The organism is Streptomyces sp. AM6-12 (genome assembly GCF_044327085.1).
In the GTDB taxonomy this organism is placed as follows: Bacteria; Actinomycetota; Actinomycetes; order Streptomycetales; family Streptomycetaceae; genus Streptomyces.
In genome coordinates this window covers 3,575,830-3,596,943 of the sequence record NZ_JBIQWN010000001.1, presented here as the reverse complement: position 1 = coordinate 3,596,943, position 21,114 = coordinate 3,575,830, and the positions used below count along the sequence as shown (strand labels likewise).

Sequence of the window (21,114 nt, the reverse complement as noted above, 5' to 3'; positions counted from 1 at the left end):
GACGATGCATCGGTACAGGTCCCACACCTGCGGCCAGCTCCGCGCCTCTGACGTCGGCACCGACGTCCGGCTCAGTGGCTGGCTGCACAATCGGCGCGACCTGGGCGGCATCCTCTTCATCGATCTGCGCGACCACTACGGCATCACGCAGCTGGTCGCCCGCCCCGGCACCCCCGCCTACGAGGCCTTGGACAAGCTCTCCAAGGAGTCCACGGTCCGCGTCGACGGCTCCGTTGTTTCACGTGGAACCGAGAACGTGAACCCGGACCTGCCGACCGGCGAGATCGAGGTCGAGGTGACCGAGGTCGAGCTGCTCGGCGCGGCCCAGCCGCTGCCCTTCACCATCAACGCCGAGGACGGGGTCAACGAGGAGCGGCGCCTGGAGTACCGCTTCCTCGACCTGCGCCGCGAGCGCATGCACCGCAACATCATGCTGCGTACGGCGGTCATCTCCGCGATCCGCCACAAGATGACCGCGCTCGGCTTCAACGAGATGGCGACGCCGATCCTGTCCGCGACCTCCCCCGAGGGCGCCCGCGACTTCGTCGTCCCCTCCCGGCTGAACCCCGGCAAGTTCTACGCGCTGCCGCAGGCCCCGCAGCAGTTCAAGCAGCTGCTGATGATCTCCGGCTTCGACCGCTACTTCCAGATCGCGCCCTGCTTCCGCGACGAGGACGCCCGCGCCGACCGTTCGCCGGGCGAGTTCTACCAGCTCGACGTCGAGATGAGCTTCGTCGAGCAGGAGGACGTCTTCCAGCCGATCGAGAAGCTCATGACCGAGCTGTTCGAGGAGTTCGGCGGCGGCCGGCACGTCACCTCGCCCTTCCCGCGGATCCCGTTCCGCGAGGCGATGCTGAAGTACGGCTCCGACAAGCCGGACCTGCGCGCCAAGCTGGAGCTGGTGGACATCACCGATGTCTTCGAGGGCTCGGAGTTCAAGGCGTTCGCGGGCAAGCACGTGCGCGCGCTGCCGGTGCCGGCGGTGCAGGACCAGCCGCGCAAGTTCTTCGACCAGCTCGGCGACTTCGCGGTGACGCTGGGCGCCAAGGGCCTGGCCTGGGTCCGCGTCGGCGAGGACGGCACGCTGACCGGCCCGATCGCGAAGTTCCTCACCGAGGAGAACGTCGCCGAGCTGACCAAGCGCCTCTCGCTCGCCCCCGGCCACGCGATCTTCTTCGGCGCGGGCGAGTACGACGAGGTTTCCAAGATCATGGGCGCGGTCCGCGTCGAGGCCGCCAAGCGCGCCGGCCAGTTCGAGGAGAACGTCTTCCGCTTCTGCTGGATCGTCGACTTCCCGATGTACGAGAAGGACGAGGAGACCGGCAAGATCGACTTCTCGCACAACCCCTTCTCGATGCCGCAGGGCGGTCTTCAGGCCCTGGAGACCCAGGACCCGCTGGACATCCTGGGCTGGCAGTACGACATCGTCTGCAACGGCGTCGAGCTGTCCTCCGGCGCGATCCGGAACCACGAGCCGGAGATCATGCTGAAGGCGTTCGAGATCGCGGGCTACGACCGGGAGACCGTCGAGGAGAAGTTCGCCGGCATGCTGCGCGCGTTCCGCTTCGGCGCCCCGCCGCACGGCGGCATCGCCCCCGGCGTGGACCGCATCGTCATGCTCCTCGCGGACGAGCCCAGCATCCGCGAGACGATCGCCTTCCCGCTCAACGGCAACGCCCAGGACCTGATGATGGGCGCCCCGACCGAGCTGGAGGAGTCCCGGCTGCGCGAGCTGCACCTGAGCATCAGGAAGCCGCAGCCGAAGTAGTTCCCCCGCATGCGCGAGACGCCCGCGGCCCCCTGGGGCCGCGGGCGTCTTCGCGTCACTCGCCCTCCTCCCGCCCGTTCTCCTCCAGGTCGGGGAAGGCCAGGTCGGGGGAGGCGCCGTCCTCCAGCAGCCGCTCGGCGATGTCGTCCGACCACCGCTGGGCCCAGGCCCGCAGCCCCGCGATCTCCGCCTCGTCCAGGCCGTACCGGGTGAACTGGGTGTCGGGGTAGAAGTCGGTGCCGGTCAGCCGGGACTGGAGGGTGGGCAGGTCGAAGGCGTCATGGGCGTGCCGGCGGCCCAGTTCCTCCAGGTCGGGCAGGGAGAACCGGCCCGCCGCGGCCCGCGCGTCGATCAGGTCGACGGCGGCGCCCCGGTCGTAGAGCGCGCGGATCTTCGTACCGACGGCGTCCTCCAGGCACAGCGCGGGCCCGTACGCGGTGAGCTCCGGTGGCCCCCACAGGCTCTCCTTGTGCAGGGCGAGGACGCCGGGCTCGCCGGTCGGCGGGTCGGTGACGGTGAGCCGTGCGGTGCGCGCGGTCACGTCCCCGGCCCGGACGGTACGACCTCTCGCCTCCAGGGCGGCCGCGACCGCGCCGGCGATGTGCGCCATGTCCTCGGCGCTCTCGGTGGCGAGGTCGACATCGCCGTGCGGGCGCCGCACGAGCGCGTGCGCCTCCAGCGCGTATCCGCCGGCGAGGACCAGACCGTGCGGTCCGCCCGCCGTGACGGCGTCCGCGATCAGCCGCCGGTGGGGTTCGGGAAGGTTCACGACATCCGTACTCTGCCAGAGGAAACGGGCCCGGAGGACACGGACAGGGCCCGGAAGCCATGATGGCGTTCCGGGCCCTGGTGTGCCGTACGACGACTCAGGCGGTCGGCTCCGCCTTGTCCTCGCCGCCGAAGCGCTCCTTGTAGGCGGCCAGATCGTCGTCCGTCAGCTTGGCGAACAGGACCGGCGGGACCGTGAAGGGGGTGCCGGCCGGCACCGAGGTGAGGGACTTTGCCTCGTCCCCACTCACCCAGGTGGCGGTGTCCGAGGCGAGGGCGAAGGCACCGCGCATGGCCGCTGCCGTGGCCGGGATCAGGGGCTCGGAGACGACCGCGTAGAGGTGGATGAGGTTCATCGCCGTGCGCAGGGTGAGGGCCGCGCCGTCCTTGTCGGTCTTGATCTCCAGCCAGGGGGCCTTCTCCTCCAGGTAGGAGTTGCCGGCCGACCACAGCGCGCGCAGGGCCGCCGCCGCCTTGCGGAACTGGAGGGACTCCATCTGCGACTCGTACTCCGCGAGGAGCCTCGCGATCTCCTCGCCGAGCCTCGCCTCCGCCTCGCCCGGCTCGCCGCCGGCCGGGACGTCGTCACCGAAGCGCTTGCGGGAGAAGGACAGGACGCGGTTGACGAAGTTGCCGAGCGTGTCGGCCAGATCCTTGTTCACCGTGGCGGTGAAGTGCTCCCAGGTGAAGGACGAGTCGTCCGACTCCGGGGCGTTGGCGATCAGGAAGTAGCGCCAGTAGTCGGCGGGCAGGATGGACAGGGCCTGGTCGGTGAAGACACCCCGCTTCTGCGAGGTGGAGAACTTGCCGCCGTAGTACGTCAGCCAGTTGAAGGCCTTGACGTAGTCGACCTTCTTCCACGGCTCGCGCACGCCCAGTTCCGTGGCCGGGAACATCACCGTGTGGAACGGGACGTTGTCCTTGGCCATGAACTCCGTGTAGCGGACTTCGGTGTCGACGTCGTACCACCAGGACTTCCAGTCCCGGTTGGCCTGGTCCTGGTCCGCCCATTCCTTCGTCGCGCCGATGTACTCGATCGGGGCGTCGAACCACACGTAGAAGACCTTGCCCTCAGCCGCCAGCTCGGGCCAGGTGTCCGCCGGGACCGGGACACCCCAGTCCAGGTCGCGGGTGATCGCCCGGTCGTGCAGCCCCTCGGTCAGCCACTTGCGGGCGATGGAGGAGGCCAGCTGCGGCCAGTCGGCCTCATGCCGGGCGACCCACTCCTCGACCTCGTGCTGGAGCTTGGACTGGAGCAGGAAGAGGTGCTTGGTCTCGCGGACCTCCAGGTCGGTGGAGCCGGAGATCGCGCTGCGCGGGTTGATCAGGTCGGTCGGGTCCAGCACGCGGGTGCAGTTCTCGCACTGGTCGCCGCGGGCCTTGTCGTAGCCGCAGTGCGGGCAGGTGCCCTCGACGTAGCGGTCCGGCAGGAACCGGCCGTCGGCGGGGCTGTAGACCTGGCGGATCGCCCGCTCCTCGATGAAGCCGTTCTCGTTCAGCTTGCGGGCGAAGTGCTGGGTGATCTCGCGGTTCTCGGCGGAGGAGCTGCGGCCGAAGTAGTCGAAGGCCAGCGCGAAGCCGTCGTAGACCGCCTTCTGGGCGTCGTGCGCCTGCGCGCAGAACGCGTCCACGGGAAGGCCCTGCTCCTTGGCGGCCAGCTCGGCGGGGGTGCCGTGCTCGTCGGTGGCGCAGATGTAGAGGACGTCGTGGCCGCGCTGGCGGAGGTAGCGGGAGTAGACGTCGGCCGGGAGCATGGACCCCACCATGTTGCCCAGGTGCTTGATCCCGTTGATGTACGGAAGGGCGCTGGTGATGAGGTGTCGAGCCATCGCGGGCTGCTCCCAGGTCGGGTTGTTTTACGAACCTTGAAATGGTAGCCGAGACGGGTGGGCCGCCCGCTTCCCGTTTTACAGGGTGGGAAGGGGGCGGCCGGTGTCCGGGCGGGACGTCCTGCGGTTACGGGCGCCAGGTGGCGAGGACGCCCTCGTAGAGTTCCGTGTCCGTCAGTTCGCGGGGGGTGGGGCCCGCGTGGAAGAAGGCGGTGTTGGGGGTCTTCAGCTTGCGGAGGTAGTCGAAGGCCTTGTTGTCCGTGTCACCGAACGCGACGAAGGAGAAGAACACCGTGGGGTGGGACGTCGCGGCGGCGGTCAGGGCCTGGGTCGCGGGGGTCTTGGCGTCGGGGGCGCCGTCGGTCTGGAAGACGACGAGGGCGGGGGTGCCCGGGGCGACGTTGGCGTCGTAGTGGGCGAGTACGGCTGCCACGGCGACGTGGTAGCTGGTACGGCCCATCCGGCCCAGGCCCGCGTGGGTGTCGTCGATCCGCGTCGCGTGGTCCGGGGTGAGGGTGAGGTCGGTGGTGCCGTCCACTTCGGTGGAGAAGAAGACGGTGTGGACCGTGGCCTCGGGGTCCAGGTGCGCGGCGAGGGCGAGGGCCTGGTCGGCGAGGGCTTGGGCGGAGCCGTCCTTGTAGTACGGCCGCATGCTCGCGGAGCGGTCCAGCACGAGGTACAGCTTGGCGCGGGTGCCGGTGAGGTCGGTCTTCGCGAGGGGGGCGGTGGCGGCGGTGTAGGCGGTGGCGAGGGCGGGGGCGTTCTTCTTGAGGGCGGGGAGGGGGGTGGCGGGGGTACGGGTGCGGTCCGTGCGGTCCGCGTCTTCGCCGTCGGCGGCCTGCGGGCCATGGGGGGCTTCGGTGATGGCGGTGGGTGCCTGCGGCTCGGTTTCGGTGGGCTCCGGGGAGGGGCCCTCAGCGACGGGCGCGGCTGCCGTTGCCTCCGGCTCGGGTTCCGTGGGCTCGGCGGTCGCCGTGGACGCGTCCGGGTCCGGGAGGTTCGAGGGCTCCTCGTCCGTAGGCGTGGCGGCTGCTTCCGGCTGCTCGTCGGCAACCGGCTCCGGGTCCGGGTCCGCTGCGGGCTCCGACTCCATGGCCGTGGGCTCAGGAGAGACGGACTCGGTCTCTGCCGCCGGCTCCGGCTCCGTCTGCGCGGTGGGCTCGGCCGCGGTGTCGGTTTCCGGCCGGAGGTCCGCCTCAGTGTTCTCGATCGCGGGTTCGTCCTCGACCGCTACCGCCTCAGCCTCGGTCTTCGGCTCGGACGCAGCCTCAGTCTCCGGCTGGAGGTCCGCCTCGGGAGCCGCTTCGCTCTCGGCTTGCGGCTCGATGTCCGCCTCCGGCTCCGCGTTCGTCTCGGCGACGGTCTCGGTCTCCACCGCAACCTCGGCCACGGCCTCGGCTGCCGCCGGCTCAGCCTGGGGCTCCGTCTCGGTGCCGGTCTCGGTCTCCACCGCGGTCTCGGCTGCCGCCGGCTCGGCCTGGGGCTCCGTCTCGGTGTCCGTCTCGGCTTCGCCCTCTGCCGTCGTCTCGGTGGTGGTCTCGGTTTCCAGCGCTGGCTCAGGCGCGACTTCGGTCACCGTCCCCTCGGCTTCAGGCTCCGGCTCGATGTTCGCCTCAGTCCCAACCGTCTCCTCAGGCTCGGCCTTCTCCTCGGCTTCGGTGCCTACCGCAGGCGTAGCCGCAGCCTCGGTCTCGGCGCTGGCCTCAGGCTTCTTCTCGGCCGCACGCTCGATGCCGACCTCGGCTGCCGCCCCCTCGGACCCGGCCTCGGGCTCGATGTTCGCCTCAGCCTCAACCGTCTCCTCAGGCCCGGCCTTCTCCTCGGCTTCGGTGCCTACCGCAGGCGTTGCCGCAGCCTCGGTCTCGGCGCTGGCCTCAGGCTTCATCTCGGCCGCACGCTCGGACCCGGCCTCGGGGTCCGCCTCTGCCTCGGCCGGCGCCCCAGCCTCGGCCTTCTCACCGGCCTTGGCTTCGGTGTCCGCCCCGGGCGCAGCCGCAGCCCCGGCCTCGTTCGCAGGCTCTCCCGTCTGCCTCGGCACCCGTACCTTGTCGAACGCGGCCGCCACCAGGTCGTGTTCCTCGGTGGTCGGGGACTCGCGGGGCTCGGGGATCACCGGGGCCGGGGTGGTCGGGGCCGGTTGGGGCGTCGCACCCTCTGCCTCGGCGGCCCGGAGTTTGCGTGAGCGGCCGAACGCGTTCCGCAGGAGAGTGAGAATGCCCATGTGTGCAACCCTTCGCTGAGGTGACACCGTCAATCGCTGGCCAGGACGGACACGTAAGGTTAGCGGTCCTGGATGCGGTGCCCGGTCCGCGTCCGTGCCTACGCGGCCCCGTCCACGCGAGTGAGGAAGGCCGCCAGCGCGCGGTTGAACTCCTCGGGACGTTCCAGATTCGGCAGATGCGCCGCGCCCTCGACCACCTCGAGGGCGGAGTCCGGCAGCACGGCGTGCAGGGCCTCGGTGTCCGGGACCGGCGTGTACGTGTCGTCGGCGCCGACCAGGACCAGGGCCGGGGCGGAGACGCGGGCCAACACCGGCCGGTAGTCGGGGCGTTCGGCACGGCCCCGCAGGGAGGCCGCGGCGCCCTCCGGTGACGTGGCCGTCATCATGCCGTGCACATGGGCCTTCACCCGCGCGTCGGCGTAGGGCGCGACCATCCGCTCCAGTACCTCGTCGGCGTACCCCCGCATCCCCTCGGCGAGCAGCCGGTCCGCCATCGCACGCCGGCCCCGCTTCCCCTCGGGCGTCTCCGGGGTGGCGAAGGTGTCGGCCAGGACCAGGCCCCGGACCCGGTCGCCGAACCGGGCGCAGCACTCCATCGCGATCTGGCCACCCATCGAAAGGCCCACCGCCACGAACGCGTCCACGCCCAGGAAGTCCAGGAGTTCCGCCAGGTCGTCGGCGTGGCGGGCGAAGGGGACCGTGCCCGGCGTCACCGGCGAGGCGCCGTAGCCGCGCAGGTCGGGGGCGATCACCCGGCGCTCGGCCGAGAACCGTGCCACCTGCGGGTCCCACATCGTCCGGTCGAAGGGGTGGCCGTGGAGGAGGAGAAGAGGGGTCCGGTGCGTTGTTCCGGGGCCTTTGTCGGTGTAAGCGAGGGAAGGGGGCATACGGGTGACCCTAGGGGCCGCCAACTCCTCGGTGCAATAAGATCTTTGCCCTCGGTGCAATCCGGGGCGAGAGCAACAGGGGGACTCGTGAACGACTTCCGGCGTATCGCCGACCGGATAGCCGCCGACATCGCGAGCGGACGGCTGCGGCCGGGCCAGCGGCTGCCCCCGCAGCGGGCGTTCGCGCGGCGGCACGGGCTGGCCCCTTCCACCGCGGGGCGGGTGTACGCCGAACTCGTGCGCCGCGGGCTGGTGGTGGGCGAGGTCGGCCGCGGGACGTTCGTACGGGCCGGTGCGCCGGACGGGCAGCCGGGACGCGCCCTGACCGAGGCGGCGGGCGCCGAGCCCGTGAACCTGGAGCTCAACTACCCCTACCTTCCTGGACAGTCGGAGCTGCTGAGCCCCGTCCTCGCCTCGCTCGCGCGGTCCGACGCGCTCGGGGACGCGCTGCGGCCCGCCGCGGTCGCGGGGACGCCGGCCGCGCGGGAGGCGGTCGCCGGGCTGCTCGCCCGGGGCGGGGTGCGCGCCGAGCCGGAGCGGATCCTGTTCACCGGCAACGCCCGGCAGGCGATCGCCGCCACGCTCGTCTCCCTGGTCCGGCCCGGCGGCCGGATCGGCGTCGAACCGCTGACGTATCCGATGGTCAAGGAGATCGGCGCCCGGCTCGGCCGCACCCTGGTGCCGATCGGCACGGACGAGGAGGGCCCCCGGCCGGACGCCCTCGCCGCCGCCCACCGCGCCGCGCCCCTGTCCGCCCTCTACCTCCAGCCCACCCTGCACAACCCGACCACGCTGACCATGAGCGCGGGCCGCCGGGCCGAGCTGGCGGACGTCGTCCACAGGCTGGGGATACCGGTGGTCGAGGACCGGATCTGGTCCTTCCTGCACCCGCCGGGCCGCACCAGCGCACCCCCGCTCGCCACCCTCGCCCCCGACCGCGTCCACCTGGTCGACGGCCTCTCCAAGCGCGTCGCGCCCGGACTCACCGTCGGCTTCGTCGTCGTACCCGAGGACCGGACCGAGGCCGTGGCGCGGGCGATCCGGGCCGGGGGGTGGAACGCCGGCGGATTCGCGCTGGAGGCGGCGGTGCGGTGGATCGGCGACGGCACCGTGGAGCGGCTGGTGGGGGCCAAGCGGCACGATGCCGCGCGGCGCCGGCGGCTGCTGACCGCGGAACTGGACGGATTCGCCGTACGGTCGGATCCGGCCGCGTACTTCGCCTGGTGGCAGCTGCCGGCGCCGTGGCGGGCCGACACCTTCGCGGCGGCGGCGCGGGAGCGGGGGATCGCCGTCACGCCGGGGACGGCGTTCGCGGTGGGGCCCGGCGGGGCGCCGGACGCGGTCAGGCTTGGACTCGGGTCGGTTCCTGAGCCGGAGCTGGCGCGGGCTCTTTCGGTCCTCGCAGCCGTCGCACGAGACGGGCGGGGCGCAGGTTCCGGGTCAGCCAGGTGGTGAGGGCCACCGTGAGGCCGAGCCCGAGCAGCAGCCATGCGACGGTGCGCAGGGTGCCGGTCAGCGCGTCGTAGACGGCGCCCGCGGCCGCGCGGGGCACGTCGGCGGGCAGACCGGCGAGGGTCAGGGTGCGGCCGACGGCGACCGCGAGCCCGAGCAGCGCGCCGCCGAGGGCGGTGCCCAGCGCGGTCGCGGCGATGGCCCGGCGGCGGCGCACGGCCAGGGCGATCCCCGCGGCGGCGAAGACCACGGCCGCGAGCGGCAGCCAGAATCCGGCGACTTCGAGCACGTGGAACCCCTTTCGGAGCGAGGACAGTTCGTCGGCCGGGAGCACGGCGACCGCCGTGTGCTGCACCGGGATACGGGTGGCGAGCGGTATGTGCTCGTCGCTGAGCTGCTGTTTGACCTGGGCGGTGACGGGGGCGAAGTCCACGGTGACCGGCTCGGCGGCCGCTTCGTCACGGTCGTCGCGCAGAGCCCGCAGCACCGCGTCATGGGTGACCCGGTTGCCCGCGTCCCAGGCGAGCCGGAAGGCACGGGTCTGGGTGAAGGACCGCACGGCGTCGTGCACGAAGGGGCGTACGGGGCCTTGCAGCGGTCCGGCGTCCAGCCGGTGGCCGGCCTCGCGGAGCAGGCTGTCGCCGACGGCGTCCGCGACGGCCTCCCGCACGTCCGGGTCGGTGGCGAGCGGGGCCATCGTGGTGACGTACCGGCCCGTGTCGGTGAGTCCGTACGTCGCCCACAGTGCCAGCGCGCCGAACGGCACGAGCAGGCAGGACAGGGTGATCAGTACGGCCGACAGGGCGCTCCTCATACGTGGCGGCACCCTCTCAGGCAACGGCCCGCGGGGCCGGTGCGCGAGCGGAGTGCGTCCGCTCGGGCGATGGCGGCGGGGCGCCGGCCTCAGTGGATCCGCCGTCCGAAGGCGTCCTCGCGGGTGTAGTACCGGTAGAAGAAGGCGATGAAGGTGGCCCCGGCGATCAGCAGGGACATCAGGAGGGACCGCACGATCGAGTGGTCGCTCTGGCTGTAGATGAAGCCGAAGGCGATGCCGACGAACGCCGTCCACAGCAGTGCGTGCACCTCCCGGATCATCCGGGGGGCCAGCGCCAGCAGGGCGACGCACACCACGGCGAAGACGAGGGCGCTGACGAAGCCGAGCAGCAGGTTCCAGCCGGTGATGGGGCCGCCCGCACGGTTGACGGCCGCGACCCAGTAGCCGTAGATCAGGGCCAGGACGACGGGGACCGCGATCCGGGCGATGCGATGGGTGCGGGCGCCGAGGACGTCGGGTGTCCGGCGCTGGTCCGGGGAGGTGCCGGCCCGCACCTCGGGCACCGGGGCGCGCCGGGGGATTCCGCCGGATGTGGGTGCCGCATGAGCCATGGGAGCACTCCTTCCTCCTCGCCCCCGTTCCGCTATCCAATGCACACCTGGGCGCACGCTCCGGCAACTCGGCCGGCGCGCCGGGCCCGCGGTCCCGGCGTTTCCGGCGGGTCCGGGGCGGCCGCGGGGCGCCTGCGGGCCACGGGCGCCCGCAGGCGCGCCCCCGATGGATGCCGCGCGCCGGTGTGTTACCGGGGAAGCTGGAGACTCGGACCCCGTGACCGGGACGAGATACCAGCGGTGGCGTCCGCCGCGCATCTGCGGACGGGGCTACGCGTGGCTGCTGCCCTCGCTGACGCTCGTCGGCATCGCGCTGCTGGACTTCAACACCGGCGCGCAGTACCGGTTCGTCTCCTGGGTCGTCCTGGTGCCCGGCATCGCCTCCGCGGTCTGCGGGGTGTGGACGACGGCCGGTTTCGCGGTGCTGTCCCTGGTGACGTACGTCCTCGTGGACAACGCCTGGCCCGACCAGTACCGGGCGGGCCTGCCCGACTTCCTGCTGGTCGCCCTCGGCGGTGTGCTGGCGGTGTTCGCGGCGGTGGTGCGCACCCGGCGGGAGCGGCGGGTGCTGCACATGCAGGACATCGCGGAGACCACGGTACGGGCGGTGCTGCGGCCGCTGCCCAGGCGCTGGGCCGGTGTGGAACAGGCGGGCGTGTATCTCGCCGCGGACGTGGAGGCGCAGGTCGGGGGCGACTTCTACGACATCCAGCCCGGTCCGTACGGCACCCGTGTGCTCGTCGGCGATGTGCAGGGCAAGGGGCTGGGCGCGGTGGAGGCGGCGGCCGCGCTGCTCGGCAGCTTCCGGGAGGCCGGCTACTTCGAGGAGGACCTGCGGACCGTCGCCGAGCACCTGGAGACCCGGATCGTCCGGCACCGCATGCACACCGCCGTGGTCGGCAGCCAGGACGGGGAGCGGTTCGCCACGGCGGTGCTGGCCGCCTTCTCCCGCGAGGCCCCCGGCATGGTCGACATCATCAACTTCGGGCACGAGGCGCCGCTCGCGGTCGGGCCGGGCGGGGTGCGGGAGCTGCCCTGCGGCGACGGGGTGCCGCTCGGCCTGAGCGATCTGACCGGGGGGCTGCCGCCGACGCACCGGGTGCCGCTCGGGCCGGACGAGACGCTGCTGCTGGTCACCGACGGGGTGACCGAGGCCCGTGACCGCAAGGGCGAGTTCTACGACGTGGTCCGCGACGTCGGCGAGGCGGTCGCCGCCGATCCCGCCTGCGCCGAGCCCGGCCGCCTGGTCCGCCGGGTCCGCGACGGCGTGCTCCGGCACAGCCGGGGGCAGCTGGCCGACGACACCACGGCCTTCGCGGTCCGCCGCCTCCCGGAGGACGAGGAGTGTCCGGGCCTCCCGCTCCTGCCGGCGGCGGCGGAGGCCCAGCGACTGCCCGGCTGGGGCCGGGGGTGGGGCGCGTGGGGGGTGCGCAAGACCTCCGAAGGGGGTTGATCCGCCGCCTGCGGCGCGGCCCGCGGGTCACAGCGGCTACGGTGCTGACGGGAGAGAGCGGATCCGCAGGGACCGCAGCGCCTACAGGGGGAGGGACCATGCCCGGAACCGTGCTGCTGCTCGCGGCCTCGCCGCTGGGCCGGGGACGCCTGGTGGACGCGGCCGCGGTGCTGCCGGTGCTGGCCGCCGTCGCCCCCACCGTGCTGTCCGGCACCGACACCGCCAACGTCGTGGAACTCGCGGACCCGGTGGACCCCCAGGGCGTCCTCACCCGGCTGCGCGCCGCCGCGGCCGCGCCGGGACCGCTCACCGTGTTCCTCACCGGTCAGCTGCACCTGGACCGCCGGCAGCGGCTGCCGCATCTGGCGCTGGCCCGCACCACCGTGGCCACCGTCCGCTACACCGCGCTGCCCTGGCACTGGATCCGCGAGGAGCTGCGGCTGCGCGCCCCCGGACAGACGGCCCTGCTGGTCGACCTGCACGCGGACCCGGAGGCCTGGCGGCACCTGCACGAACACCCGCTGGACTGCGGTCGCGCCACCGCGGTCTACGGCCGGATCGCCCCGCCGCACGGGCGCCGGGGCCTGGCCGAGCCGTCGTACATGAAGACGGTGGCCACCCTGCTGCGCAGCGGCCACCGCCCCCCGCTGGACGACCTCCACCAGCAGGCCCTCGCCCGCATCCCGGAGGAGACCGCGACCAACATCCTGCTGGCCCCGGCTCCGGTGCAGGCCCCGCAGCCGTACCCGGCGATCCCGCACCCGGCGCCCGGCGGGACCCTCGGGACCGGGCCGGCCACGGGCGGACGGCAGACGTACGGCGGCCCCGTCGGCACGGGCACCGGCACGGGCGCGGTGGTGGAACCTGGTGCGGTGGCGGAGCCGGGCGGGGTGGCGGAGTCGGATGCGGTCGTGGAATTGGATGCGGTCGTGGCACCGGGCGCGGTCGTGGAACCGGGCATCCCCCTGAGCATCCCCCCGCAACTCGCGTCCCCCGCCACCCGGACCCCCCTCGCCGAAACCGCCGCCCCCGCGGACCCCGCCGCCGACCCTCATGCCGCCATCAGCACCGCCGTGCGGGCCGGGCGGCACGAGGAGGCGGACGCGATCGCCGCCCGGTACCAGGAGGCCGTCGCGGACGAGCACGGGCCGGCCTCCGAGGACGCCCTGCACTGGGCCGAGGTGCGCGCCGATCTCGCGATGTTCGCCGGGGACCCGGTGCGCAGCTGCCGGGGGTGGCTGGAGGTCGCCGAGCACCGACTCGCGGCCGGGCAGCCGGCGGACGCGCCCGCGGTGGAGGCCGCGGTGGACCGGGCGCACCACCAGTGGGGGCGGATCGAGGAGGCGGCGCACGCCCGCGAACTCGGGCCCGCGCTCGCCCGGTTGCGCGCCCGCGTGCCGGGCCGCCGGCAGGGCGCGCTGGAGGACGTACGGCGGCAGCTCAGTCAGCTCCAGCAGACCTGAACCGCCGCCGCGCGCGGGTGGCGGCGATGACCGCTGTCCACTGTGGGGCGAGGATGCGACGACTGTGGCGAGGGCGCGACGACTAGGTCATGCCTGCGACAAAAGTGCCAGCGCCCCCGAGACCAGGGTGCGCACGCCGGGGGCGACGGTGGCCAGGTCCGGCGCGAAGTGGGGGCTGTGGTTGCTGGGGACGGCGGCGAGCTTCTCCGGGATGGTGTCGCCGGGGGCCTTGTCCCAGATGTCGTGGGGCGTGGTGGTGACGAACCAGTACGCGTAGGGGATGGCGCCGTCCAGGGCCAGCTCGGGGAAGTCCTCGCTGCCCATCGCCGGGCCGGGGTCGAACACCGTTTCCGCGCCGAAGAGTTCGCGGTGCACGGCGGCTACTGCGGTGTCGGTGGCCGCGTCGTTCAGAGTCAGCGGGAAGGAGGCGGCGATGGTCACCTCGGGCTCGCGGGGGCAGCCGGCGGCCAGGCACTCGCCCTGCGCGATCCGGCGGATGGCGGTCAGCATCCGCTGCCGTACCGCCTCGGACTGGGGGCGCAGATTCAGGGCGATGCGCGCCTCGTCGGGGATGATGTTGTGCCGGGTGCCCGCCTCGATGCGGCCCACCGTGAGGACCGCGGACTCGCCCGCGGCGACCTCGCGCGAGACCACGGTCTGGAGCCGGGTGACGAGGTAGGCGGCGGTCACCACCGGGTCCACGGTCGCCTCGGGGCGCGAGCCGTGGCCGCCCCGGCCGTACACCACGATGTCCACGTCCGTCGCCGCGGACATGATCAGTCCCGGCACGTGCGGGTACGCGCCCGCCGGGCCGGGTACGGCGTGCTGGCCGAGCAGCGCGTCGGGCCGTCCGAAGCGCTCGTACAGGCCGTCGGCGAGCATCCCGCGGGCGCCCTGTCCGCTCTCCTCGGCGGGCTGCCCCACCAGCAGCAGGGTGCCGCGCCAGGTGTCCCGGCCCGCGGCGAGCGCGGCGGCGGCTCCGGCCAGCCAGGTGACGTGCAGGTCGTGCCCGCAGGCGTGCATCACACCGTCGGTGGTGGAGGCGTACGGCAGCCCGGTCGCCTCGGTGACGGGCAGCGCGTCCATGTCGGCGCGCAGCAGCACGGTGGGGCCGTCGCCGTTGGCCAGCCGCCCGACGACACCGGTGCCGCCGACGCCCTCCGTCGTCTCGAACCCGGCGTCCCTGAGCCGCCCGGCGAGCTTCTGGGCGGTGCGGTGTTCGCGCAGGGACAGCTCGGGATGCCGGTGCAGGTCCCGGTAGAGGTCTTCCAGACCGGTGAGCGGGAGGTCGGCGGTGAGGTCCCGCGCGGTGCGGGCGGCGGCGGAGGCGGGGGTGGCGGAGATCATGCGGGCAGGTTAGGACGGTGGTGGGGATCGCGGTACCGGTGCTTCCTGTGAGTCCTGTGGTCTCCGTCACCCGCCGCCGCTGTGGCCCGGGGGTCAGCGGCCGGCCGCCGCCGGGGCCGAGGCGGTGATCCGGGCGTCGGGCACCGCGGGGGCGGTGGCGCGGGCGGGCCCGGCGTTGGCCGCGAGTATCAGGGAGACCGCGGCGGCCACGGCGGCGGCGACGGCCCTCCGCGCGGTGGAGTACCCGTAGGCAGCGGATGGACGTCCGTACACGGCGACCTCGCAACACGACAGCGGCGTAGCAGGCGGGTTGACCCGCAGTCAACTTAGAGGCATTCCGAAACGCACGGCAAGAGCAGGCGGGGCGGATGGGGACGGCTGCGGCGGGTGCGCGCCGAGTGCGGGCCGCCGGGGGGGCGTCCACGAGGAGTTCCTCGGTGCGTTCGAAGCGGGTGGGGCATTCGCCAACTCACCGGCGCCCCGCCCCTCTACACCTCCGCCCGCCCCTGCCTGCGCACGTCCGCCAGGCGTAGTGCGCCCACCTGGACGGCGGCCTGGGTGGCGTCGTTGGGGGCGTCGCCCAGGCCGCCGTTGGTGAAGGCGAAGGCGTCGTCGCCGACGCGGACCGCGGCGACGTCCAGGGTGAGCCGGACGTCCTGGTCGTCCTTCGTGGTGGCGGAGACGGTGATGTGCAGGCCCTGGCGGGCGTCACCGACCTCGGGCAGGGCCAGCTCCGTGACCTGGACGTCCTCCTGGGCGTCCTGCTGGGTGACGGCCGTGAAGCGGGCGCAGTCCGCCGGCAGCGTGCGCAGCCAGTCCAGCGTGGCGTCCACGTCGGACGGGCGGCGGGCGCCGATCTGGTAGCGGAGCTGGGCGCCGGCGCCGGGGTCGTCCAGGCCGACGGCGACACGGGCCGGACCGCCGAGGAGCTGGTCGCTGTAGAGGGCGTCGAGGAGCTTCTGGCACTCACCGGCCGACGTGCTCGCCTTCAGCATCCCGTCCCGCCAGGTCGCCGCGCCGCTCGTCGCGGTCCAGGCGGCACCGAGGTCACTCTGGCCGATCAGCGCGGCCTGCGCCTGCGCGTCGGTGAGCGAGGAGCCGTCGGGCCGGACGGGGGCCCTGGAACTCGCGGCCGGCCGGTCGATCGTCGGCAGCGGCTGCCGCGCCGTCTCCGGCTGCTTCAGCGTCAGCGCCGCGCACCCCCCGATCCCGAGCAGCCCGAGCCCGGTCAGGAACCTCGGCAGGCGTCCGCGCGGGCGTATCCCCTCGTACCTCACGCTGCCTCCCGTGCCTGGTGCCTCCTCCCACGGCACCACCGCCCCGGCCGCCCCACCAGCGCGGGGAGCCGGACGGGTGAGGCGGAGGTCCAGGGGAGGCGGGGCGGGCGGAGCCCCGGAAAAGCCGTCGTGCGGGCGGGGGAGGCGGCGCTAGCCTTCCGGCCATGCAGCGCGCCCAGCAGTGCCCCGCCCCGTGCCCGTGCGGCACGACGACGCCGGAGACCGTCCCGGCGCGCTGACATCCGACCTGTCCGAAGCTCCGGGGCGAACGCCCCGGAGCTTCGGCGTGCCACGGGGTGTCGCCCCCTCCCACGGAGGAGCCCCCGTGAACGACCCCCTGAACCATCGGGTGAACGACCGCCTGGACGACCACTCGGACGACCGACTGCCCGACCACCGCCGCCTCGGCCGTGAACTCGGCCTGTTCGGCACCGATCCGCTGATGGGCGCGGGCCTGCCGTACTGGCTGCCGGACGGCGCGGTGGTGCGGCACACCCTGGAGGAGTACATCCGCGAGGCCGAACGCCGGGCCGGGTACCGGCACGTGTACTCGCCCGCGCTCGGCAAACGCGAGCTGTACGAGGTCTCCGGGCACCGGGACCACTACCGCGACGACATGTACCCGCCGATGCGGCTGGGCTCGGAGGAGGTCGTGCTGCGGCCCAGCCTCTGCCCCCATCACGCCCTGATCTACCGCTCCCGCTCCCGCAGCTACCGCGAACTACCGCTGCGGATCGCCGAGTTGGGCACCATGTACCGCGCGGAGCTGTCCGGCGTCCTCGGCGGGCTGACCCGCGTACGCGCCATCCAGCTCAACGACGCCCATGTCTTCTGCACCCTGGACCAGGCGGTCGGGGAGGCCCGCGCGGCCCTGGAACTGATCGCCCGCGCCTACGCCGACCTCGGCATCCGCGCCGTACGCCACCGGCTCTCCCTGCCCGGCGAGGGCGGCAAGTACGTCGCCGATCCGAAGCTGTGGCGCCGGGCCACCGCGCTGCTGCGCGAGGTGCTGGACGCGTCGGGCGTGGCGTACGAGGAGGCGGCGGGCGAGGCCGCCTTCTACGGGCCCAAGATCGATGTGCAGATCGCCGACCCGGCGGGACGCGAGTCCACCCTCTCCACCGTGCAGATCGACCTCCACCAGCCCGCCCGCTTCGGCCTGTACTACACCGGGCCCGACGGCGCGAAGCACCGCCCCGTGATGGTGCACCGCAGCGTCATCGGCAGCGTGGAGCGCGCCGTGGCCCATCTGGTCGAGGCACACGCCGGCGCCCTCCCCGCCTGGCTGGCGCCGGTGCAGCTGGTGGTGCTGCCGGTCGGCGAGGAGCAGGAGGAGCGGGCGGCGGCCGTCGTGCGGGAGGCTCTGGCGCGGGGCCTGCGCGCCGAGCCGGCCGGGCCCGCCCAGGGCACCCTGGGCGCCAGGGTCCGCGCCGCGCGCCTGGTGCCGTACCAGGCGGTGATCGGTGCCCGAGAGGCGGCCGCGGACCGGGCCGCCGTCCGGCTGCGGGACGGGCGGCGGCCCGGCGAGCTGCCGGTGGCGGAGCTGCTGGACCGGATCGCCGGGCGGGTCGCGGCGAAGGGAACCGAACTGTGGGGCGAGCCGGGACCGGGCCTGCCGGCCTGAACTAGTGTCTGAGTCCCGCGCCCCAAGCCGCGCCTCCCGCCCCGAAGGAGCCCCCATGCCCGGCCGCCCCGTGCCCGTGATCATGGACTGCGACACCGGGGTGGACGACGCCCTCGCGCTGCTGTTCGCCGTGCGCCACCCCGGCATCGAGCTGCGGGCGGTGACCTGTGTGGCCGGGAACACCGATGTGGACGGGGTGGTGCGGAACACGCTGACCGTGCTGGAGCAGGCCGGTGCACCCGAGATCCCCGTGGCGCGCGGGGCCGAGCGGCCGCTGCTGGAACCCGCCCGGCCGGCCACGCATGTGCACGGCCGGGACGGCATGGGGGACCTGGGGCTGCCCGCCCCGGCCCGCCGGCCCGCCGGCGTGGACGCGGTCACCCTGCTGCGCCGCGAGATCCTCGCCGCGCCCCGCCCGGTCACCCTGGTCCCCACCGCACCGCTGACCAACATCGCGCTGCTGCTGCGCACCCACCCCGAGGTGACCCGCAACATCGAGCGGATCGTCTTCATGGGCGGCGCGGTCGGAAACGGGAACGCCACGCCCGTCGCCGAGTTCAACGTCTGGCACGACCCGGAGGCGGCGGCCGTGCTGCTCACCGCCGGGGTGCCGATCACGATGTACGGCCTGGACGTGTTCCGGCAGGTGGTCGTGGCCGCCGGGGAGGTGGAGCGGCTGCGGGCGAGCGGGGACCGCGGGGCGCGGCTGGCCGGGGAACTGCTCGCCCACCGACCGGCCGCCCAGGGCGAGCCGCCCGAGGCGGAGGAGGCGGGCGGGCTCGGGGACGCGGGGGCGGTGTGCGCGGTCGCCGATCCGGGCGGCCTGACCACCCGTGCGCTGCCCGTCGAGGTGAGCCTCGCGCCCGGCCCGGCGCGTGGACAGACGATCGTCGACCGGCGGCCGAGGCCTGGCGAGGCCGAGATCCATCACGGGCGGCGCGAACGGCCCCTGATCGACGTCGCGTTGGACGTGGACGCGCGCCGGTACGCGCGGTTGTACCTGGAGACGGTCGGGCGGCCCTGACGCCGGACCCGGTTTCCAAGGTTCGCTTTCCGGGCAATGTGGACAGATTCTCTACGTCGCGTCCGTCGCGTCCGCTTCGTCCGTCGTACCGAAGGGAAACCCGTATGGCAGACCTCTCCTCCAGGAACCCCGACTGGTGGCGGCAGGCCGTCATCTACCAGGTGTACCCGCGCAGCTTCGCCGACGCCGACGGGGACGGGCTCGGGGACCTCAAGGGCATCACCCGGCGCCTGGACCACCTCGCGGCGCTCGGCGTGGACGCCCTGTGGCTGAGCCCGTTCTATCCGTCCGAACTCGCCGACGGCGGCTACGACGTCGCCGACCACCGGGACGTCGATCCGCGCCTGGGCAGCCTGGACGACTTCGACGCCCTGGTCGCCGAGGCGCACCGGCTGGGCCTGAAGGTCGTGGTGGACCTCGTGCCCAACCACACCTCGCACCAGCACCCCTGGTTCCAGGAGGCGTTGCGGGCCGGACCCGGATCCGCCGCCCGCGAGCGGTACGTCTTCCGCCCCGGACGCGGCACCCACGGCGAACTCCCGCCCTCCGACTGGCAGTCCGTCTTCGGCGGCAGCGCCTGGCGGCGGGTGCCCGACGGCGAGTGGTACCTGCACCTGTTCGCCGCCGAACAGCCCGACCTCAACTGGGACAACGAGGAGGTGCGCGCCGACTTCCGCACCACCCTGCGGTTCTGGTCCGACCGGGGCGTGGACGGCTTCCGCGTGGACGTGGCGCACGGCCTGGCCAAGGAGCTGACCGAGCCGCTGCGCGACATCGGCGACATCGGCGCCACCGGGGAGACCGCCCTGCTCCGCGTCGCGCCGGGCGACCACCCGTACTGGGACCGCGACGAGGTGCACGAGATCTACCGCGACTGGCGCAAGGTCTTCGACGCCTACCGGCCGCCGCGCAGCGCCGTCGCCGAGGCCTGGGTCCCCGGTCCCCGCCGCGCCCTGTACGCCCGCCCGGACGAGCTCGGGCAGGCGTTCAACTTCGAGTACCTGGAGGCCGGGTGGGACGCGGAGGAGCTGCGCCGTGTGATCACCGAGGAGCTGGCCACCGCGCGGGCCGCCGGTGCCGCCGCCACCTGGGTGCTGTCCAACCACGACGTCGTGCGCCACCACTCCCGGCTGATGCTCCCGCCCGGCACCGACCCCGGCGCCTGGCTGCTGTCCGGCGGCCGCGCGCCCGGGATCGACACGGAGGCCGGGCTGCGCCGGGGGCGGGCCGCCACCCTGCTGATGCTGGCGCTGCCCGGCGCGTCCTACCTCTACCAGGGGGAGGAACTGGGGCTGCCCGAGGTCGCCGATCTGCCCACCGAGGTGCTCCAGGACCCGATCTGGGAGCAGACCGGGCATGTCCGCAAGGGCCGGGACGGATGCCGGGTGCCGCTGCCGTGGACGGTGGACGGGCCGTCGTACGGCTTCGGGCCCGGCGGTGCCTGGCTGCCGCAGCCGTCCGGCTTCGCGGCGTACGCCGTCGAGGCGCAGCACGGGGTCGAGGGCTCGACGCTGGAGCTGTACCGCACCGCGCTGCGGCTGCGCCGCAAGCTGCTGGACGGTGAATCGCTCACCTGGACGGCGAACTCCCCTGACGACGTACTGGACTTCAGCCGCTGCGCGGGGTGGCGGTGCGTCACCAACCCGGGGGCACAGCCGGTGGCGCTGCCGGCCGGCGAGGTGCTGCTGAGCAGCGGGCCGCTGCCGGGGGACGGGCGGCTGCCGCCGGACACGACGGTCTGGCTCGGCTGACCGGCGGGGCCGGCCGCCTGCGGGCCGGCCCCGTTGCCGCCTTCCGCGGGCCGGTCCCATTGCCGGACTTTGGTGTACATGACACACGGTTGGGGAAACGTTGACCGGTCCCCGGGAGATGGCGGGGAGAACGCGGGCCTAGATTCGCCGCATGCCCCCACAGCCACCTCCCAGGATGCCCGCGGCCCGCACGCCGGGCGCGCTGCCCGTGCTGCCCTACCGCAAGCCCACCAAGGGCCGCGACTACTGGGTCCTGGACGACGTCCTGCCCGACGTGGACGCCGTCCGCGCCCGGTGCCTGGCCAAGGACGACTGGGTCGAGGGCTACCCCTACACCTCCGAGACCTGGCCGGGGCTGCGCACCATGCCGGGGCTCGAACCCGCCGAACTCGCCGTCATCGAGCGGCTGGTGAGGAAGGCGACGGGCGCCAAGGAGCTGTGGGTGCAGAAGGCGCCCGGCGGCGGCACGCTCAACCACAACTGCGTGCAGGTCGTCGGCGCGGGCGAGAGCGAGCCGCGCCCGCACACCGACTCGCGCGCGCTGTGCCGGTACGCGGCCGTGCTGTACCTCAACCCGAGCGTCCCCAAGGACTGCGGCACCAGCTTCTACCGCCAGCACCTGCCCGGCGGACGGCTCGGCGGCAACGTCGTGCAGGCCCCGCACACCAACCTGGTCGAGGCCCTGGGCACCCGCTTCGTCGCCCCGGACGCCTTCGAGGAGGACGTGCGCGTCCCGCACAAGTACAACCGCCTGCTGCTCTACAACGCCAACCTCGTGCACAGCGCGACCGGTTACACCGGCTCCACGCTGGAGGAGAAGCGCATGACGGCCGTCTTCTTCTGGATGGCCTGACCCCGCGGGAT

The 21,114-nt window shown here is 73.7% G+C and carries 17 protein-coding genes; 8 read left to right on the top strand and 9 right to left on the bottom strand.

Features of this window, described 5'->3' with window-relative positions; all coding sequences use genetic code 11:
* Positions 1 to 4 precede the first annotated feature (4 nt).
* Positions 5 to 1,768, top strand: a complete 1,764-nt coding sequence (gene aspS / locus ACE4Q9_RS16220) for an aspartate--tRNA ligase (protein WP_397984944.1) — start codon at positions 5 to 7, stop codon at positions 1,766 to 1,768.
* A gap of 55 nt (positions 1,769 to 1,823) precedes the next feature.
* Here the strand turns inward: aspS and ACE4Q9_RS16215 are convergent, their stop codons facing one another.
* The 4 genes from ACE4Q9_RS16215 to ACE4Q9_RS16200 all read right to left on the bottom strand — a co-directional run bounded on the left by ACE4Q9_RS16215 (position 1,824) and on the right by ACE4Q9_RS16200 (position 7,473).
* On the bottom strand, positions 1,824 to 2,537 hold the full coding sequence (locus ACE4Q9_RS16215) for a hypothetical protein (RefSeq protein ID WP_397984943.1): 714 nt from the start codon (positions 2,535 to 2,537) through the stop codon (positions 1,824 to 1,826).
* 97 nt (positions 2,538 to 2,634) lie between these two features.
* Entirely contained in the window at positions 2,635 to 4,365 is a 1,731-nt protein-coding gene (gene metG, locus ACE4Q9_RS16210; RefSeq protein WP_397984942.1) for a methionine--tRNA ligase, read from the bottom strand.
* Between the two features lie 127 nt (positions 4,366 to 4,492).
* Entirely contained in the window at positions 4,493 to 6,586 is a 2,094-nt protein-coding gene (locus ACE4Q9_RS16205; protein WP_397984941.1) for a VWA domain-containing protein, read from the bottom strand.
* A 98-nt stretch (positions 6,587 to 6,684) separates the two neighbouring features.
* Positions 6,685 to 7,473, bottom strand: coding sequence for an alpha/beta fold hydrolase (locus ACE4Q9_RS16200; RefSeq protein ID WP_397984940.1), 789 nt, complete (start codon positions 7,471 to 7,473; stop codon positions 6,685 to 6,687).
* Between the two features lie 87 nt (positions 7,474 to 7,560).
* On the opposite strand from ACE4Q9_RS16200, the gene ACE4Q9_RS16195 reads away from it, so the two are divergent.
* Complete coding sequence (locus ACE4Q9_RS16195) at positions 7,561 to 8,928, top strand: PLP-dependent aminotransferase family protein (RefSeq protein WP_397984939.1); 1,368 nt, start codon at positions 7,561 to 7,563, stop codon at positions 8,926 to 8,928.
* On the opposite strand, the gene ACE4Q9_RS16190 is transcribed toward ACE4Q9_RS16195, so the two are convergent.
* Both ACE4Q9_RS16190 and ACE4Q9_RS16185 read right to left on the bottom strand, forming a co-directional pair.
* Positions 8,816 to 9,751: a hypothetical protein gene (locus ACE4Q9_RS16190; RefSeq protein ID WP_397984938.1), complete on the bottom strand. Its 936-nt coding sequence runs from the start codon at positions 9,749 to 9,751 to the stop codon at positions 8,816 to 8,818. The two genes, ACE4Q9_RS16195 and ACE4Q9_RS16190, sit on opposite strands and share 113 nt — an antisense overlap.
* Positions 9,752 to 9,828: 77 nt before the next feature.
* Complete coding sequence (locus ACE4Q9_RS16185; RefSeq protein ID WP_397984937.1) at positions 9,829 to 10,311, bottom strand: hypothetical protein; 483 nt, start codon at positions 10,309 to 10,311, stop codon at positions 9,829 to 9,831.
* Between the two features lie 166 nt (positions 10,312 to 10,477).
* On the opposite strand from ACE4Q9_RS16185, the gene ACE4Q9_RS16180 reads away from it, so the two are divergent.
* A complete protein-coding gene (locus ACE4Q9_RS16180) occupies positions 10,478 to 11,764 on the top strand; it encodes a PP2C family protein-serine/threonine phosphatase (protein ID WP_397984936.1) in 1,287 nt (428 codons plus the stop codon).
* Positions 11,765 to 11,862: 98 nt separating this feature from the next.
* Positions 11,863 to 13,227, top strand: coding sequence for a hypothetical protein (locus ACE4Q9_RS16175; protein WP_397984935.1), 1,365 nt, complete (start codon positions 11,863 to 11,865; stop codon positions 13,225 to 13,227).
* Positions 13,228 to 13,314: 87 nt separating this feature from the next.
* Here the strand turns inward: ACE4Q9_RS16175 and ACE4Q9_RS16170 are convergent, their stop codons facing one another.
* The 3 genes from ACE4Q9_RS16170 to ACE4Q9_RS16160 all read right to left on the bottom strand — a co-directional run bounded on the left by ACE4Q9_RS16170 (position 13,315) and on the right by ACE4Q9_RS16160 (position 15,851).
* Positions 13,315 to 14,574, bottom strand: coding sequence for an amidohydrolase (locus ACE4Q9_RS16170; protein WP_397984934.1), 1,260 nt, complete (start codon positions 14,572 to 14,574; stop codon positions 13,315 to 13,317).
* A gap of 93 nt (positions 14,575 to 14,667) precedes the next feature.
* Positions 14,668 to 14,847 carry a hypothetical protein gene (locus ACE4Q9_RS16165; RefSeq protein WP_397984933.1) on the bottom strand — a complete coding sequence of 60 codons (180 nt, stop codon included), beginning with the start codon at positions 14,845 to 14,847 and terminating at the stop codon, positions 14,668 to 14,670.
* A gap of 215 nt (positions 14,848 to 15,062) precedes the next feature.
* On the bottom strand, positions 15,063 to 15,851 hold the full coding sequence (locus tag ACE4Q9_RS16160) for a hypothetical protein (protein WP_397984932.1): 789 nt from the start codon (positions 15,849 to 15,851) through the stop codon (positions 15,063 to 15,065).
* Between the two features lie 385 nt (positions 15,852 to 16,236).
* Here ACE4Q9_RS16160 and thrS point away from each other — a divergent pair, with 385 nt between their 5' ends.
* The 4 genes from thrS to ACE4Q9_RS16140 all read left to right on the top strand — a co-directional run bounded on the left by thrS (position 16,237) and on the right by ACE4Q9_RS16140 (position 21,103).
* Positions 16,237 to 17,475 (top strand): threonine--tRNA ligase, encoded by a 1,239-nt coding sequence (gene thrS / locus ACE4Q9_RS16155; protein ID WP_397987236.1) that lies wholly within the window; start codon positions 16,237 to 16,239, stop codon positions 17,473 to 17,475.
* Between the two features lie 55 nt (positions 17,476 to 17,530).
* Positions 17,531 to 18,499, top strand: coding sequence for a nucleoside hydrolase (locus ACE4Q9_RS16150; RefSeq protein WP_397984931.1), 969 nt, complete (start codon positions 17,531 to 17,533; stop codon positions 18,497 to 18,499).
* 104 nt (positions 18,500 to 18,603) lie between these two features.
* Positions 18,604 to 20,250: a glycoside hydrolase family 13 protein gene (locus ACE4Q9_RS16145; RefSeq protein ID WP_397984930.1), complete on the top strand. Its 1,647-nt coding sequence runs from the start codon at positions 18,604 to 18,606 to the stop codon at positions 20,248 to 20,250.
* Positions 20,251 to 20,401: 151 nt separating this feature from the next.
* The gene (locus tag ACE4Q9_RS16140; RefSeq protein ID WP_397984929.1) at positions 20,402 to 21,103 is read left to right on the top strand and encodes a DUF6445 family protein; all 702 of its coding nucleotides are present in this window, start codon (positions 20,402 to 20,404) and stop codon (positions 21,101 to 21,103) included.
* Positions 21,104 to 21,114 lie beyond the last annotated feature (11 nt).